The 15,500-nt window shown below is 32.2% G+C and carries 18 protein-coding genes; 13 read left to right on the top strand and 5 right to left on the bottom strand.

Annotation, left to right across the window (positions count from 1 at the left end):
* Window positions 1-8 precede the first annotated feature (8 nt).
* From OO775_RS07740 to pyrE, 4 genes are all read right to left on the bottom strand, one after another.
* Entirely contained in the window at window positions 9-395 is a 387-nt protein-coding gene (locus OO775_RS07740; RefSeq protein WP_264846502.1) for a hypothetical protein, read from the bottom strand.
* Between the two features lie 260 nt (window positions 396-655).
* Window positions 656-1,153, bottom strand: a complete 498-nt coding sequence (locus OO775_RS14080; RefSeq protein ID WP_309297244.1) for a GNAT family N-acetyltransferase — start codon at window positions 1,151-1,153, stop codon at window positions 656-658.
* Between the two features lie 106 nt (window positions 1,154-1,259).
* Entirely contained in the window at window positions 1,260-1,658 is a 399-nt protein-coding gene (locus tag OO775_RS07725; protein ID WP_264846501.1) for an SRPBCC family protein, read from the bottom strand.
* Complete coding sequence (gene pyrE / locus OO775_RS07720) at window positions 1,655-2,299, bottom strand: orotate phosphoribosyltransferase (RefSeq protein WP_264846500.1); 645 nt, start codon at window positions 2,297-2,299, stop codon at window positions 1,655-1,657. The genes OO775_RS07725 and pyrE overlap by 4 nt, the downstream gene beginning before the upstream one ends.
* Window positions 2,300-2,308: 9 nt before the next feature.
* Here pyrE and OO775_RS07715 point away from each other — a divergent pair, with 9 nt between their 5' ends.
* The 10 genes from OO775_RS07715 to OO775_RS07670 all read left to right on the top strand — a co-directional run bounded on the left by OO775_RS07715 (window position 2,309) and on the right by OO775_RS07670 (window position 12,257).
* Window positions 2,309-2,905 carry an NUDIX hydrolase gene (locus tag OO775_RS07715; RefSeq protein ID WP_264846499.1) on the top strand — a complete coding sequence of 199 codons (597 nt, stop codon included), beginning with the start codon at window positions 2,309-2,311 and terminating at the stop codon, window positions 2,903-2,905.
* A gap of 161 nt (window positions 2,906-3,066) precedes the next feature.
* Window positions 3,067-5,016: a threonine--tRNA ligase gene (gene thrS, locus OO775_RS07710; protein ID WP_264846498.1), complete on the top strand. Its 1,950-nt coding sequence runs from the start codon at window positions 3,067-3,069 to the stop codon at window positions 5,014-5,016.
* A 74-nt stretch (window positions 5,017-5,090) separates the two neighbouring features.
* Window positions 5,091-5,588 (top strand): translation initiation factor IF-3, encoded by a 498-nt coding sequence (infC, locus tag OO775_RS07705; protein ID WP_264846516.1) that lies wholly within the window; start codon window positions 5,091-5,093, stop codon window positions 5,586-5,588.
* 233 nt (window positions 5,589-5,821) lie between these two features.
* Window positions 5,822-6,019, top strand: coding sequence for a 50S ribosomal protein L35 (gene rpmI / locus OO775_RS07700; RefSeq protein WP_264846497.1), 198 nt, complete (start codon window positions 5,822-5,824; stop codon window positions 6,017-6,019).
* 90 nt (window positions 6,020-6,109) lie between these two features.
* Window positions 6,110-6,454 carry a 50S ribosomal protein L20 gene (gene rplT / locus OO775_RS07695; protein WP_264846496.1) on the top strand — a complete coding sequence of 115 codons (345 nt, stop codon included), beginning with the start codon at window positions 6,110-6,112 and terminating at the stop codon, window positions 6,452-6,454.
* A gap of 225 nt (window positions 6,455-6,679) precedes the next feature.
* Window positions 6,680-8,098, top strand: a complete 1,419-nt coding sequence (locus OO775_RS07690; RefSeq protein ID WP_264846495.1) for a hypothetical protein — start codon at window positions 6,680-6,682, stop codon at window positions 8,096-8,098.
* A gap of 144 nt (window positions 8,099-8,242) precedes the next feature.
* A complete protein-coding gene (locus OO775_RS07685; protein ID WP_264846494.1) occupies window positions 8,243-9,781 on the top strand; it encodes a sulfatase family protein in 1,539 nt (512 codons plus the stop codon).
* A 126-nt stretch (window positions 9,782-9,907) separates the two neighbouring features.
* On the top strand, window positions 9,908-11,353 hold the full coding sequence (locus tag OO775_RS07680) for an SLC13 family permease (RefSeq protein WP_264846493.1): 1,446 nt from the start codon (window positions 9,908-9,910) through the stop codon (window positions 11,351-11,353).
* A 76-nt stretch (window positions 11,354-11,429) separates the two neighbouring features.
* Complete coding sequence (locus OO775_RS07675) at window positions 11,430-11,909, top strand: hypothetical protein (RefSeq protein WP_264846492.1); 480 nt, start codon at window positions 11,430-11,432, stop codon at window positions 11,907-11,909.
* A gap of 138 nt (window positions 11,910-12,047) precedes the next feature.
* Window positions 12,048-12,257, top strand: coding sequence for a hypothetical protein (locus tag OO775_RS07670; protein WP_264846491.1), 210 nt, complete (start codon window positions 12,048-12,050; stop codon window positions 12,255-12,257).
* On the opposite strand, the gene OO775_RS07665 is transcribed toward OO775_RS07670, so the two are convergent.
* A complete protein-coding gene (locus OO775_RS07665) occupies window positions 12,254-14,131 on the bottom strand; it encodes an ABC-F family ATP-binding cassette domain-containing protein (protein WP_264846490.1) in 1,878 nt (625 codons plus the stop codon). The two genes, OO775_RS07670 and OO775_RS07665, sit on opposite strands and share 4 nt — an antisense overlap.
* 154 nt (window positions 14,132-14,285) lie before the next feature.
* On the opposite strand from OO775_RS07665, the gene OO775_RS07660 reads away from it, so the two are divergent.
* Genes OO775_RS07660 through OO775_RS07650 form a run of 3 tightly spaced genes read left to right on the top strand, consistent with a single transcriptional unit; the run spans window position 14,286 to window position 15,486 of the window.
* Window positions 14,286-14,477: a membrane or secreted protein gene (locus OO775_RS07660; RefSeq protein ID WP_264846489.1), complete on the top strand. Its 192-nt coding sequence runs from the start codon at window positions 14,286-14,288 to the stop codon at window positions 14,475-14,477.
* Between the two features lie 2 nt (window positions 14,478-14,479).
* Window positions 14,480-15,022: an RNA polymerase sigma factor gene (locus OO775_RS07655; protein ID WP_264846488.1), complete on the top strand. Its 543-nt coding sequence runs from the start codon at window positions 14,480-14,482 to the stop codon at window positions 15,020-15,022.
* A 32-nt stretch (window positions 15,023-15,054) separates the two neighbouring features.
* A complete protein-coding gene (locus OO775_RS07650; protein WP_264846487.1) occupies window positions 15,055-15,486 on the top strand; it encodes a retropepsin-like aspartic protease family protein in 432 nt (143 codons plus the stop codon).
* Window positions 15,487-15,500 lie beyond the last annotated feature (14 nt).

Raw genomic sequence — 15,500 nt, 5'->3', positions numbered from 1 at the left:
TCAATTTCTTAATTAAAAATGTTGGTTTTATCCAAATTCAAAAACGGATTATTCAAATTTGGGTTGTCTTCAAAAGTATATCGAGTCATTTTTTGTTTAAAATATTCCTTACGAAGTGTTACAACCAATTGGTCATATTCGTTTTGATTATTAAAATCGACCAAACGGATAGTTACATCGGGGTGCAAAAGTGTTCCTATTTTTTGGATCTTTTCAGTATCTTCTTCTGAAATAGATTCATCAATAAAGATAACATTTGCAGATAAATTATGTAGCTTTTCAATAGCTTGTTCTATATTGTTTATTGTTTCAAACTCAATAGCAGGGTGTTGTTTAGCTACTTCACTAACATTTTTTGTGTTTTCAGTTACGTTTAGAATTACATATTTGTTCATCTTGTTATGATTTTAATTTATAACACAAAGTTACAACAACTATAAATAAAAAAAATTGATATAGGTTAAGAAGTTTTTATCGTGTAGCTTTATGTTTTTTTATTCATTATTATAGTACAAAGATACAATTTCAAATATTTTTTTAAAAATTGATATAGGTTAAGAATCAAATTTGTTATAAATAAAAAAGCAAGAAATCAGAAAATTTCTTGCTAAAAAAAATTAAAATGTATAAAATTAAATTTATAAAAAGGAATACGTTATTTTAAAACATCTCGAAATTCATCATATCGTTCAAACATAACTTTGGCAAAAGGACAAAGAGGAACGATTTTTTTCTGATTTTCACGAGCATATCGGATAACTTCTAGAAACATTTTTTTAGCAATTCCTTTGCCTTCAAACTCAGGACGCACTCCCGTATGAGTGACTATAAATGTATTTTTCCCTGACCATGCATACGTTATTTCTCCCATAGCGATTCCTTTCTCAAAGGCCTGAAAAATACCATTTTGTTCTCGGTCTGTATGAGTAATTTCAATAGATGTATTCATTCGGTATGAAAGAGCCCCTGATGGACATTTATCTATTTGATTTTTTAATTCTTCAATTGTTGCATTTTCAGGATTTATCCAAGGTTTTTCTTTGGGTTTATATACATTCGGTAATGTACGAACGCAAACTCCTGCATGTGTGCATTTATCGGGTTGCCAAACAATAGTCAATTCACCATTGTCATATTCTTTCTTTAAAGACATAATGATAGGATTTATTTTTGTTAATTTTATATTGCGACAAAGATATAATAAAAATCAATAGAAAATATTGATGTATGTTAATAAAAAAATAGTCTAAATAATACTTTTAAAAAGGTATATTTTTTAGCTTTTCTGCCATTGTTTCAATAAGTTTGCTTACAGGGGCTTTTACCATCATTGCCATCATTGGATTCAAATTACTTTCAAAAACGAATTGTATTTCAACTTCCTTTTCCGATATTGATTGAAGTAAAAGTATTAATCCGAAAGGTATTTTTCCTTCTTTTGCTCCATATACTAACCGACTATATGGTGTGCTTTCTTTTTTTTCAAGATGAATTTCTGGCATTCCTTTTAAAGCAAAAACAAATGATTTTTCATCTAATACAACAAATTTTTGTAAATTATCAGGCATTAGAACTTCAAAATTGGCAAGATTTTCCATTTTTTCAAAAATAAATTGGCTAGTTTGAGCCACAGAGGTAGGTTTGCTTTCTAATTTCATAACTGATTCCATTTTTCGGGCTGTGTGCGCCATTTTTTTAAGGTTTCTAACTCATTTTCTGAAATATATTTTATTTCGATGGCTTTTTCGAGCAAATGTTCGTAGTCGCTAAGGGAGTGAATTGTTACATTTTCTTTGGCAAAATTTTGTATTGCTGTATCAAACCCGTAAGAGAAAATAGCAAGCATACCAAGTACATGTAAGTTGTTGTTTTTCAGAGCGCTAATAGCGTTTAAGCTACTCATTCCTGTACTGATAAGGTCTTCAATAACAACCACTTTTTGTCCTTTTTCGGCTTTACCTTCTATTTGATTTTGTCTTCCGTGTTTTTTGGGTTCAGGGCGAACATATATAAAAGGAAGTTTTAGCTTTTCGGCAACTAAAAGACCTATCCCGATAGCTCCTGTGGCAACTCCTGCAATAAGGTCAGGAATACCATAAAGCCTTTTTATTTGTTGAGCCATATTTTCTGCAATTTGCTCTCTTACAGTAGGATATGATAAAATAATTCGGTTATCACAATAAATAGGAGACCTCCAACCCGATGCCCACGTAAAAGGATTTTCAGAATTCAATTTTATTGCGTTAATTTGCAGCAGCAACTCAGCCACTTTTTTGGCGGTATTATTTTCTAAAATCATAAAAATATAATGTATAAAATTTTTGTTAATGATAAGGTGATAATTTTGACAAATGTACAAGATTATTTGGACAGCGTCAAATATTTTTTGCTCGAAGATATGTCGATAGATAAAATAATGACAGAACTTGATAAAAAAGATGTTGATAAAATCGTATTGTATCACCCAAAAGAAAAGAAACTTTTGAATAAATTTGTTAAAAAAATAAAATTAGTTCGAGCTGCTGGTGGAATTGTTACTAATGAAAAAAAACAAATTTTGTTCATAAAACGCAAAGGAAAATGGGATTTGCCCAAAGGAAAATTGGACAAAGGAGAAACACTTAGTCAGTGTGCTTTGCGTGAAGTTAAAGAAGAAACAGGTATAAAAGACCTAATTTTGCTTAATTTTCGAGCAATAACATATCATATTTTTCATCGAGATGGGAAGTATCAACTCAAAGAAACTCATTGGTTTAATATGTATTCAACGACTAAAGCGAAATTTATACCACAAATTGAAGAAGATATAGAAAAAGTAAAGTGGAAAAAACCTGAGAAAATCGCTAAAATTTTACAAAATTCGTATGGAAATATCCGAGAATTGTTTGAAAAAGAACAAGAATAAATTTGATTTTTTTCTCTGAATAAAATGTTTTTTGTAAAATTAAAATATTGATTTTTAATTATTTAAATAAAAATTGAAATAATTATTTATTATTTTTAATTTTCATCTTGATAAAAAGAAAAAAAAAAACTAAATTTGCCACTTCAACAAAAAAGAAAAAAATGATACAAATTACATTACCAGATGGTTCGGTAAAGAATTACGATAAGGGTACAACTCCAATGCAAGTAGCTCAAAGTATTAGTGAAGGATTGGCGCGTAATGTACTTTCTGCCAGTTTCAATGGAAAGATTATTGAAACTTCAACGCCCTTGACCATCGATGGTAGTTTGATTTTGTACACTTGGAATGATGAGGAAGGAAAAAAAGCCTTCTGGCATTCTTCCGCTCACATTTTGGCACAAGCCATTGAAGAGATGTATCCTAATGTAAAACTAACTATTGGTCCTGCAATAAATAACGGATTTTATTACGATATTGATTTCAACGGAAATGCTATTTCTGAAAAAGATTTTCCCGAAATTGAGAAAAAAATGCTCGAAATAGCTCGCGGAAAATACGAATTTAAACTTCGTGAAGTATCCAAAGCTGATGCTCTTTCTTATTACAAAGGGAAAAACGAATTTAAAACAGAACTTATTGAAAATCTGCAAGATGGAGAAATAACATTTTGCGACCATAGCACTTTTACAGACCTTTGCCGTGGCGGACATTTGCCAAATACAGGTTTTATAAAAGCAGTTAAGTTATTAAGTATTGCAGGAGCGTATTGGCGTGGCGATGAAAACAAGCCTCAGCTCACACGTGTGTATGGAATTTCGTTCCCAAAACAAAAAGATTTAACAGAGTATTTAACTCTTTTGGAAGAAGCTAAAAAGCGTGACCACAGAAAGTTAGGTAAAGAATTAGAGTTATTTACATTTTCAAATAAAGTAGGACAAGGATTGCCGTTGTGGTTACCCAAAGGAGCTGCTTTGCGTGAGCGTTTGAAACAATTTTTACGAAAAGCACAAAAACAAGCAGGGTATGAACAGGTGGTTTCGCCACATATCGGGCATAAAGATTTGTACGTAACTTCGGGGCATTGGGAGAAATATGGAAAAGATAGCTTCCAGCCAATTGCTACTCCTAATGAAGGAGAGGAATATTTGTTAAAACCGATGAATTGTCCGCATCATTGCGAGATTTACAATTCGCGTCCGTGGAGTTACAAGGATTTACCAAAACGATTTGCAGAGTTCGGAACGGTTTATAGATATGAGCAAAGTGGTGAACTTCACGGACTTACACGTGTTCGTTGTTTTACACAAGATGATGCTCACATATTCTGTACGCCAGAGCAATTGGATGCTGAGTTCAAAAATGTAATTGATTTGGTACTTTATGTATTTGGATCACTTGGTTTTGAAAACTTTACAGCTCAAGTGTCGCTCCGTGACCCTGAAAATCCTTCGAAATACATCGGAAGTAACGAAAATTGGGAAAAAGCAGAAAACGCGATTATCAATGCTGCCAAAGAAAAAGGCTTGAACTATGTCATCGAAACCGGTGAAGCGGCTTTCTATGGGCCAAAACTGGATTTTATGGTAAAAGATGCTTTGGGTAGAAGTTGGCAATTGGGAACTATCCAAGTGGATTACAACTTGCCAGAGCGTTTTGATTTGTGGTACAAAGGTTCTGATAATGAACTTCATAGACCAGTGATGATTCACCGAGCACCATTCGGAAGTATGGAGCGTTTTGTGGCTATTTTGTTGGAGCATACAGCAGGGAATTTCCCACTTTGGTTGATACCTGAACAGGCAATAATCCTTTCTATTAGTGAAAAATATGAAAAATATGCTCAAAAAGTTTTACATTTGTTAGAAAATTCCGATATTCGCACCCTGATAGATAATCGTAACGAGACAATTGGTAAGAAAATTCGCGAAGCAGAAACCAAAAAAATCCCTTATATACTGGTAGTAGGAGAGGAGGAAGAGAAAAATGGAATGATTTCTGTTCGCAAACACGGAGGTGAAAATCTGGGAACTTTGTCCGTTGAAGATTTTGCACAACTTGTTAATAATGAAGTAAATGAAGCTATAAAAAGCTTTAAAAATAATGTATAATTAAAAAATATAAAGCCATTAGTAAAGTAACAAACAACAACAAAGACGCAAAAGAAGATAAATCTTCTCATCGGATAAATCGCGATATTCGCGTACCCGAAGTGCGTTTGGTGGGCGATAACGTCGAAATGGGCGTGTATCCGACCAAAGAAGCTCTGCGACTTGCAGAAGAAATGGAATTGGATTTGGTAGAAATATCACCCAATGCTGAACCACCTGTATGTAAAATTATTGATTACAAAAAGTTTCTTTATGAACAAAAGAAACGTACCAAGGAACTTAAAGCGAAAGCAACTAAGGTAGAAATCAAAGAAATACGTTTTGGACCTCAGACCGATGATCATGACTACCAATTCAAAAAACGTCACGGTGAAAAATTCTTAAAAGACGGAGCGAAACTCAAAGCTTATGTATTTTTTAAAGGACGTTCGATAGTTTATAAAGACCAAGGACAGGAGCTTTTACTTCGCTTAGCAGTTGATTTAGAAGAATTTGGAAAAGTTGAACAAATGCCAAAACTTGAAGGAAAACGAATGACAATGTTCATCGCTCCACTTAAAAAAGCAAAATAAATAAAACACGTAATATATAATTTGTGTAAAATACCATCTTTGCAGAGAATAATCTTTGCAAAGGTGGTATTGTCATAAAAATAAATCAGCAACAGCTACTTATAAAACGTAAAAAATAAATATTTTTAATAAAAAATAGTTCAGATATAAAAGGTTTTTGTATATTTGCACCCTGAAAGATGAGATTTATTATTCTTTCAAAAACAAACAGATATGTCATAAATTTTAGTAAAATGCCAAAAATTAAAACTAAATCAAGTGCTAAGAAACGTTTCAAAATAACGGGTTCTGGCAAAATTAAAAGAAAACACGCTTTTAAAAGTCATATTTTGACTAAAAAATCGAAAAAGCGCAAACTTGCTTTAACCCATGCTGCGCTTGTTCATACTAACGATGAAAGTAGTGTAAAAAGACAATTAGGTTTGAAATAAATCTGTAATTAGGTAATACGTTTAACCCTGGAGCGGGCTAAAATTGAAGAACTTTAACAAGGTCGCCTGCTACAAAAAATAAGTAAAATTATGCCAAGATCAGTCAATTCAGTAGCTCGTAGAGCTCGTAGAAAAAAAATAATGAAACAAGCCAAAGGTTTCTTTGGTCGTAGAAAAAACGTTTGGACAGTTGCTAAAAATGCAGTTGAAAAAGCAATGCAATATGCTTATAGAGACCGTCGCAACAAAAAACGCACATTCCGTGCCTTGTGGATTACTCGTATCAATGCGGGGGCACGTATTTACGGATTGTCGTATTCTAAGTTTATGGGGGCTCTTAAAGCTAATAATATAGAATTAAATAGAAAAGTTCTTGCTGATTTAGCAATGAATCACCCAGAAGCTTTCAAAGCAATTGTTGAAAAAGTAAAATAAACGTTTAATAAAGATATATCTGTTTTGAAAACCGCTTTCAATGGCGGTTTTTTTATTTTTAGAATGAATATTTTTTTGAAGAAATAAAATATTTTTCTCAAAACAATATTAAATATTAGTTAAAGTATTGATTTTTATGAACATATATATAGATATTTAACAATCTATTAACCAGATGCCCCATAATTTTTTACTTAATTTGCCTCAATATTCAATGAAAAAAATATGAATACAAAGGCATTTTTATTTTTTTTGACTATAATTTGTATAGGTTGTTCTAAAAAAGAGCCTCACGAAACAATCTTATGCGGTAGGATTTTGAATCCTATTGATAATTTTGTAGTGTTGTATTTTAATGATCAAGTAGTTGATTCTGCCACTATTGATACTAAAAATAATTTTTGTTTTCGTTTGAGTAACTTGAAACAAAATGGATTATATTATTTCAAAACTAGCGATAATTTTCAATATATATATTTGGAAAAAGGAGATAGTTTACTTTTTTCAGCAAATACATATAACTTTCATAAGAGTGTAACTTATTCAGGGACAAATGCTTCTATAAATAACTTTATCAACGAAATGAAGTTGAAAGTTGAACAAAATGAAAATTTGTACAAAAAGTGGTATCGTTTGTCTCCTGATAAATTTATTACAAAAGTTGATTCTATTTATCTTGGATATCAACATATTTATAATGATTTTTTGAAAAAAAATAAAAAATTATCACTTCAAGCACAAAAAATAGCTTGGGCAAGTTTCTTTTTTGATGCACATAAACCTTACGAATTGTATAAACTTGAAAATGAGAGAATTTTTCAAAAGAAAATTATACTTCCTGAATGTTTTTATAATTTTCGTAAAAAACTTAATTATAATGACTTAGAAATTTCATATTTTAATCCATATTATCAATATTTGATAGAATATGTTAATAATATTGCTTATCAAAAAAGTGTAATAGACAACATACCAAGCACTCATAGAGAAGCACGATTATTGAATTTTCAACTCAATAAACTTCAAACAATTGATAGTGTTTTTAAGCACAACGCAATTAAAGATAATATGCTCCGAAATGCCTCTTTTTCTTATTTGTTAAATCCACGTGACGAAATGTATAACCGGATTTATGTTGAAGAATTGAGCCCTCGTATTGAGCATAATTCGCATAAACGAGAAATAAAACAACTTTATCAAACAATTCTTGATTTCGAAAAAAACAAGCCTTTTCCAAATTTTCAGGTAGTTGATATCAATAACGATACGATTTATATCAAAAATCTGATAAAACCTTCGGTGTATAATGTTTTTTATTTTTGGTCGATTGAAAATGAATATGCTAAGTATTTGCATTATCGTATCCAGCAATTGAAAGAAATTAGCCCCGATGTTAATTTTGTAGGCATTGAAATAGGAGGAAATTATCAAAAATGGCTTTATGAGGTTGCTGATTCTGATTTAATAGGAACAGAACAGTATTACATCGACTCATATCGGAAAGACTCAGATAGACATTTGTTCAGTTTTAATGTCAATAAAGCAATTGTAGTTAATACAAATGGAGTTATTGAAGACACATTTGCAGAAGTTTTCAGTCCAAAGATGGAAGAAATCTTAGTACTAAGAAATCATAATAAATAAAGGTCTTGTTATTAGAAAAAATGATAGAAAATTACTTTTAAAACACTCAATTTTTGGATTGAGTGTTTTTTTCTTTTTGAAAAATTTGCTTTTATATTCTAAAAATTGTAACTTAGCAACCCGATTTATTTAATTTTTAGTAACATGTACAAGTATTTGCTTTTATTTTTAATTACTTTTTCGGGGCTTTTCGCACAGAAAAAGCCCAATATTGTACTGATTATCTCTGATGACCATGCTTTTCAGACTATTGGAGCGTATAATAAGAAAAAAAGGAGTGAGACTCCGCACATTGACCGAATTGCTAACGAAGGAATTCTATTTAATAAGGCATATGTTACCAATTCTATCTGTGGTCCCAGTCGTGCTTGTATCCTTACAGGGAAATATAGCAATAAAAATGGATATACAGATAACGAAACTTCAACATATAACTCCAATCAGCAGCAATTTTCAAACATATTGCAAAGTGCAGGTTATCAAACTGCGTGGATAGGCAAATATCATTTGGGTGATAACCCCAAAGGTTTTGATTTTTTCAAAATATTGGTAGGTCAGGGGTATTATTTCAATCCAGATTTTATCATTGAAGGACAAAAAATTGTCAGAGAAGAAGGATATGTAAGCAATATCATAGAAAATGAAGCCGAAAAGTGGCTTGATAACCGCAATCGTGAAAAACCATTTTGTTTGATTATAGGTCATAAGGCGACGCATCGTACTTGGATGCCCGACTTGCCCGATTTGGGCAGATACGAAACGGTTAATTTCCCTGTTCCCGATACATTTTTTGACAATTATCAAGGGAGAATTCCCGCCAGTGAGCAAGAAATGTCCATAGGGAAAGATATGCGAATGGAATATGACTTGAAAATGTTTGCTACTAATCCCAAAGATAGAGATAGTAATTTTAATAGAATGAACGCTGAACAGATAAAGGCATATCAAGAATTTTATACCTCAATAGAAAAAGCATTTCGCCAGAAAAACTTATCTGAAAAGGAGTTAGCTTTATGGAAATACCAGCGTTATATGCGTGATTATATGGCAACAGCACATTCGATGGACAAAAATATAGGTCGATTACTCGATTATCTCGAAAAAAATCAGCTTAAAGACAATACAATGGTGGTTTATCTCTCAGACCAAGGGTTTTATATGGGCGAACACGGTTGGTTTGACAAACGATTTATGTACGAGGAGTCTTTTCGTACTCCGATGATGCTTTCATATCCGAAATTGAAGCAAAAAGGAGTAACTACGGAGCAATTTGTAATGAATATAGACTTAGCTCCTACGTTTTTGCAGTTGGCAGGTATAAAAATTCCTGAGGAAATGCAAGGAAAGTCGCTTCTCCCTTTGTTAGAAAAGAAAAAAGCTACGTTACGCAAAGCTATTTTTTATCATTATTATGAAAATGGAGAGCATGCTGTATCTCCTCACTTTGGGGTTCGAACAAATCGTTACAAATTGATACGTTTTTACAAACGATACAATGGTTGGGAGTTCTATGACCTTGATAAAGACCCGAACGAATTGCATAATTGTTACCAAGAAAAAGGATATGAACGAATTATCCAACAGATGAAGTCATTATTACTTGATGAAATTAGAGATAAAGAAGATAAATTAGCCGAAGATATATTTTTTAATAAAGAATTTACAGAAAAAAACCATAAATAAAGTATCTAATCCTCCTATTATGGGGGATTTTTTTATTTTTATGAGGAGTAAAATCTAAAAAGTATTATTTTTTTCTTCCAAATTATAGATATTATATATGTTATTAACAATTAAACTTAAATAAAAATGGCAGATTCCAGACATTATTCACTTGAAATTATGTCGCATATTCAGCGAATGGTCGATGTTCAGCGCAAAGTTATTTATTTTTTACTCAGCGCCATTGTTGCCTTTGGTCTTACCTACTTTTTGTATGAACCAGAGCTTAACAGAGTACAAATTTATGTACTTTTTTTACTTTTTTTTGCTATTGGGCTATGGATTACAGAAGCTATCCCACCTTTTGCAACAGGGCTTTTGGTTTTTGGCTTCCTTATTTTTGCTACTAATAGCTATTATTCAGAATTAGACCCTGAAAATGCTAAGTCATACTACCAAGATTATGTAAATACGTGGTCAAATAGTGTTATTTGGTTAATGCTCGGAGGTTTTTTTATGGCCGATGCGATGCAAAGGACGCATTTAGATAGGATTGTATTTAAAATGTCTATTTCAAAGTTTGGAACAGCTCCTCAAAACATACTACTAGGGCTGATGCTAACTACGGCAGCTTTCTCTACAATTATGTCTAATACGGCTACAACTGCAATGATGGCGGCTTCAGTAGCTCCTTTTTTGCAAACACTTCCCAAAGATGCGCCCTTAGCAAAAGCTATTTTGATAGGAATAGCAGCTGCGGCATCTATTGGTGGTATGGGCACACTTATTGGTTCTCCACCCAATGCAATTGCTGTCGATGCGCTCTCTGACAAGGGGATAGGCTTCTTAGAATGGATGTATGTGGGAATGCCTATTGCAATTATTTTGGTTTTTGTTGCGTGGTATTTGCTCAAACGTAAGTATATTAAAACAAACATTCCTGTTGAAGTAACTTTAGATGAAACACCCACTGAAGAAGAATTAAAAGAAGACCCTCAAATCTTGAAAATGAAGAAAAACATTGTGCTAATTGTGCTTTGTATTACGCTTTTGTTATGGCTTACTGAAAAATTGCATAATATTCCTGCATCAATTGTATCATTTATTCCAATTATGCTCCTTACAATGTTGGGAGTAGTCAGAGGAAAAGACGTGCGAAAGCTTCCTTGGGATACATTGATGCTTGTAGCAGGAGGATTGGCACTTGGAATGGCAATTAAGGAAACAGGATTAGCGCAACATTATGTAGATAAGATTCAGCATCTGAATCTGAACTTCTATGTGCTTATTTTATTCTTTGCTTTACTTACTGTGTTACTTTCTAATGTAATGAGTAACACCGCAACTGCAACAATTCTTATTCCAATTGCTATTATTTTGACTTATCAAAATCCTATTATCTTACCATTGGTTATTGGGCTTAGTGCTTCTACGGCTTTATTCTTACCGATTTCAACACCTCCCAATGCTATTGCATATAGTACCGGATTTTTAGAACAAAAAGACTTCCGTTATATGGGAATTGTTATTGGTATTATAGGTCCTATTATTATTTGTGCTCTTACAATGCTCATATTTATGGTTATTTTATAAAAAAAATAAGGATAAAATTTGCATGGTAAAGATATTTTATATAGTTTTGCATCGTAAATTATAAAAAGATAAGGTTATGTCAAAAAATTCGGTGAGTATAGAAATTGCTCCAGAGGTAATTACTCAATTGGAAGAAAAATTAAAAGAAATAAAGGAATTATTAGCTCCTTTTTCAGTGAAATTAACAGCATCAGCACGAATGGGAATTCCTAAAATGAGCGATAAAACAGTAGCTTTCGTAGGTAAAGTAGCCGATTATGTAGATTCAAATCCGTTACTGGTTCCTCCAATAATGGAAACAGAGGAATTTAAGAAGGATTATAAGGCAAATCAAGCTTTACAGCCCATTTATGCTACTTCTGAGCAGATAAACGAAATGCTTCGTGATATTTTAATACTAACAGGTAGTGAAGCATATTCGCAGGCTTTACTATACTATGCAAGTGTAAAGATGGCAGCTAAGGTAGGTAATTCTGAAGCAAAAACGATTCAAGAAGATTTAGGAAAGCGTTTTCCAAAAGGAAGTAAATCGAGTAAAGAGAGCACACAATCGTAGGAATTAGGTATCATATATTAAATAATAGGCAATAGGTAGTAGCATAATGCTAATAACTATTGCCTAATTTTTTTTATATAGAAGGTATAAAATGTAATATCTAATTTATAAATATAAAAATAGAAGCAAAAAGCTCCGGTGATTGAGCAAAAAGCTCCGATTATTGAGCAAAAAGCTCCGGTGATTGAGCAAAAAGCTTCGATGATTGAGCAAAAATCTCCAATGATTGAGCAAAAAGCTCCAATGATTGAGCAAAAAGCTCCGATGATGAAGCAAAAAGCTCCGATGATGAAGCAAAAAGCTCCGATGATGAAGCAAAAAGCTAAAAATATATTGGATATTTTCTAATTTTTATTCTCTGATTCTTCATTTTTAATAGAAAGCTCAAACCATCGTTCTGTTTTTTCTTCCAAATGTGTGATAATATGGCTCAATTCTTCTGATTTTTTCTGAATTTCATCAGAGGAAAGGTTTCCTTCTAAGAATAAATTTTCAATTTCTCGTTTTTGAACTTCAAGTTTCTCAATATCCTTTTCTAATCGATTATATTCCTTTTGTTCGTTGAAGGAAAGCCCTTTTAATCCGTCTTTTCTCCACGTATTTTTAGGAGTTTCCTTTCGAATAGTATCTTCCTTAGGTGGGATACTTTCTTCATAAGTTCGATAATCAGAGTAGTTTCCTGGAAAGTCTTCAACAATACCATTTCCTTTGAAGATAAAAAGATGATCGACTATTTTATCCATAAAATATCTGTCATGTGAAACTACGATAAGACAGCCAGGATAGTCAAGTAAGAAGTTTTCAAGTACGTTAAGCGTTACTATATCAAGGTCATTGGTAGGTTCGTCCAATATTAAGAAGTTTGGATTTTGAATAAGAATAGTACAAAGGTATAAACGCTTGATTTCTCCTCCGCTGAGCTTCTCTACATAGTCATATTGTTTTTTCCTATCAAAGAGAAAGCGTTCTAAAAGTTGCCCAGCTGAGAGTATTTTTCCTTTGGTAAGGGGAATAAATTCGCCGTATCTCTTAATAACGTCAATAACCTTTTGCTCGGGTTTGATGTCCATTCCTATTTGTGTGTAATAGCCAATTTTAATAGTATCACCAATGATTATTTTTCCAGCATCTTGGGAGATTTGTTGAGTGAGTAAGTTCAAAAATGTAGTTTTTCCTGTTCCATTTTTTCCAATGATACCTACACGCTCACCTCGCTTGAATACATAGTCAAATTTGTTGAGAATAATTAGGTTTTCGTAGCTTTTCGATACGTTGTGTAACTCAATAATCTTACTTCCTAAGCGTTCCATATTGATTTCAAGCTGAACAACGTGTTCTTTACGGCGTTTATGTGCTTTTTCCTTAATTATATAGAAGTCATCAATCCTTGACTTAGACTTAGTTGTGCGTGCTTTGGGCTGTCTTCGTATCCAATCTAACTCTTTGAAGTATAAATTTTTAGCTTTGTCAATACTTGCTTGCTCTTGACTAATTCTTTGTTCTTTTTTTTCTAAAAAATAAGAATAATTACCCTTATAACTATATAATTCACCATTATCAAGTTCAATAATTTCATTACAAACTCGCTCCAAGAAGTATCTATCATGAGTTACCATAAAAAGAGTGATATTTTCCTTGCTGAAAAATGCTTCAAGCCATTCAATCATCTCCAAATCAAGGTGATTCGTTGGCTCATCTAAGATTAAAAGGTCAGGCTTACTGATTAAAACATTGGCTAAGGCTAATCGTTTCTTCTGCCCTCCTGATAAATTCTTCACAAGTAATGATAAATTGTCAAGTTTCAATCTCGAAAGGATTTGTTTGTATTGTGTTTCAAAATCCCACCCACCATAAAGCTCCATCTGCTCAAATGCAAGCTGATATTCTGCTTCGTTTTCAGGATTTTTCAAAGCTTCTTCATAACGATGTATTACCTTCAATATAGGACTTTCTAAGGAAAAAATAGTCTGCTCGATTGTTAAATCTTCTTGAAGATCAGGTACTTGCGAAAGATAAGCAATTTGAATTCCTTTACGTGAGATAACTTGCCCGCTATCGGAGCTATCTTTCCCAATTAAGATATTCAAAAGGGTTGTTTTTCCTGTTCCATTCTTGGCAATGAAGGCTATTTTTTGGTCTTTGTTGATACCAAAGGAAATATTCTCAAATAAAACTCGTTCTCCAAACGATTTGGAGATATTTTCAACAGATAAAAAATTCATCTTTAAACAAAATTTTTGCAAAGAAACGGAAAAAACATAAAGTTTTAAAATATTCTTTAGTAAATGAATTCTATTTTTTGAATAAAATTAAAATTTAGTTTCTAAAGAAATAATATTTTTTGTAACTTTGCCCTTCAAAACTAATAGAAATACAATGAAATTATTTATTTTAACTATTGGAATATTAGCACTTTGCATCATAGGACTTGCAATTAAGATTTGGGCTAAAAAAGATGGCAAATTTTCGGGAACTTGTGCAAGTCAAAATCCACATCTGAATAAAACTGGCGAACCTTGTGGGTTTTGCGGTAAAATGCCAGAGGAAGCCGAATGTCGTAATTTGTAAATATGAATTTAGCTTATCAGATTGTTTTGGCAAAGAAAGGAAATCAGCAGGCGTTTCGGTATTTACTCGATACGTTTTGGGCTGATGTATATAATTTTCAATTGAAACGAGTCGTTCTTGAAGATGATGCTGAAGATATTACAATTCAGACTTTTGCCAAAGCTTTTGATAAGATAAATATGTATAATTCTTCGTATAGTTTTAAAACTTGGTTGCTTACAGTGTCAAAAAATATTGCAATAGACAGCTATCGAAGCAAGCAATCTGAAATACTTGAACAAAAAAGTCAAATCCCCGAGACGGCTCGTAATATTCCAGATGAAACACTCAGTATTGAAGATAAACTTATTGAAGAACAGAAACTTACGAATCTTCTTCTACAGATAAAAAAACTTACTCCAACCTACCAACAACTGATTCAAATGCGTTTTTTTCAAGCAATGTCGCACAAAGAAATTGCACAAAAAATGCAAATATCTGTGAGTAGTGTGAAGGTCGGTCTAATGAGAGCCAAGAAACTATTAGCCGAAATGATTATACAATGATACCAATTTGTTATAACATCTAAAAATCTTGAATGAAATACGAATTGATAAAACAAGGCTATATACCAATTCGCCTTACGATAATAAAAACCTTGCATCTGGTTATTAAAGCTAAAATTAACGGAATAGAAGGTTTTTTTGTTGTAGATACGGGAGCATCAAATACGTGTGTAGGCATTGAATTTGCTGAATATTTTGGTTTGAAAAAGAAATTATCAGAAATAAAAGCCTCTGGGGCAGGAGCTGTTGATATTGAAACGCATTTGTCAAAAAATAATTTGCTAACTATTGGAAAATGGTCGAAACATAGTGTTAATTTAATTCTTTTTGACCTTAGCCATATAAACCAAGCATTGATTCTTTACGGATTTGAGCCTTTGCAAGGAATTATCGGGGCTGATATTTTGAAAAAACATAAAGCAATTATAGATTATTCTCAAAAAATACTTTATTTACTAAAATAAAATTAACATTTTTC

This window comes from Capnocytophaga catalasegens (assembly GCF_026005215.1).
GTDB lineage: Bacteria > Bacteroidota > Bacteroidia > Flavobacteriales > Flavobacteriaceae > Capnocytophaga > Capnocytophaga catalasegens.
The sequence above is the reverse complement of the archived record's forward strand: the minus strand, read 5'-3'. Positions and strand labels throughout refer to the sequence as shown.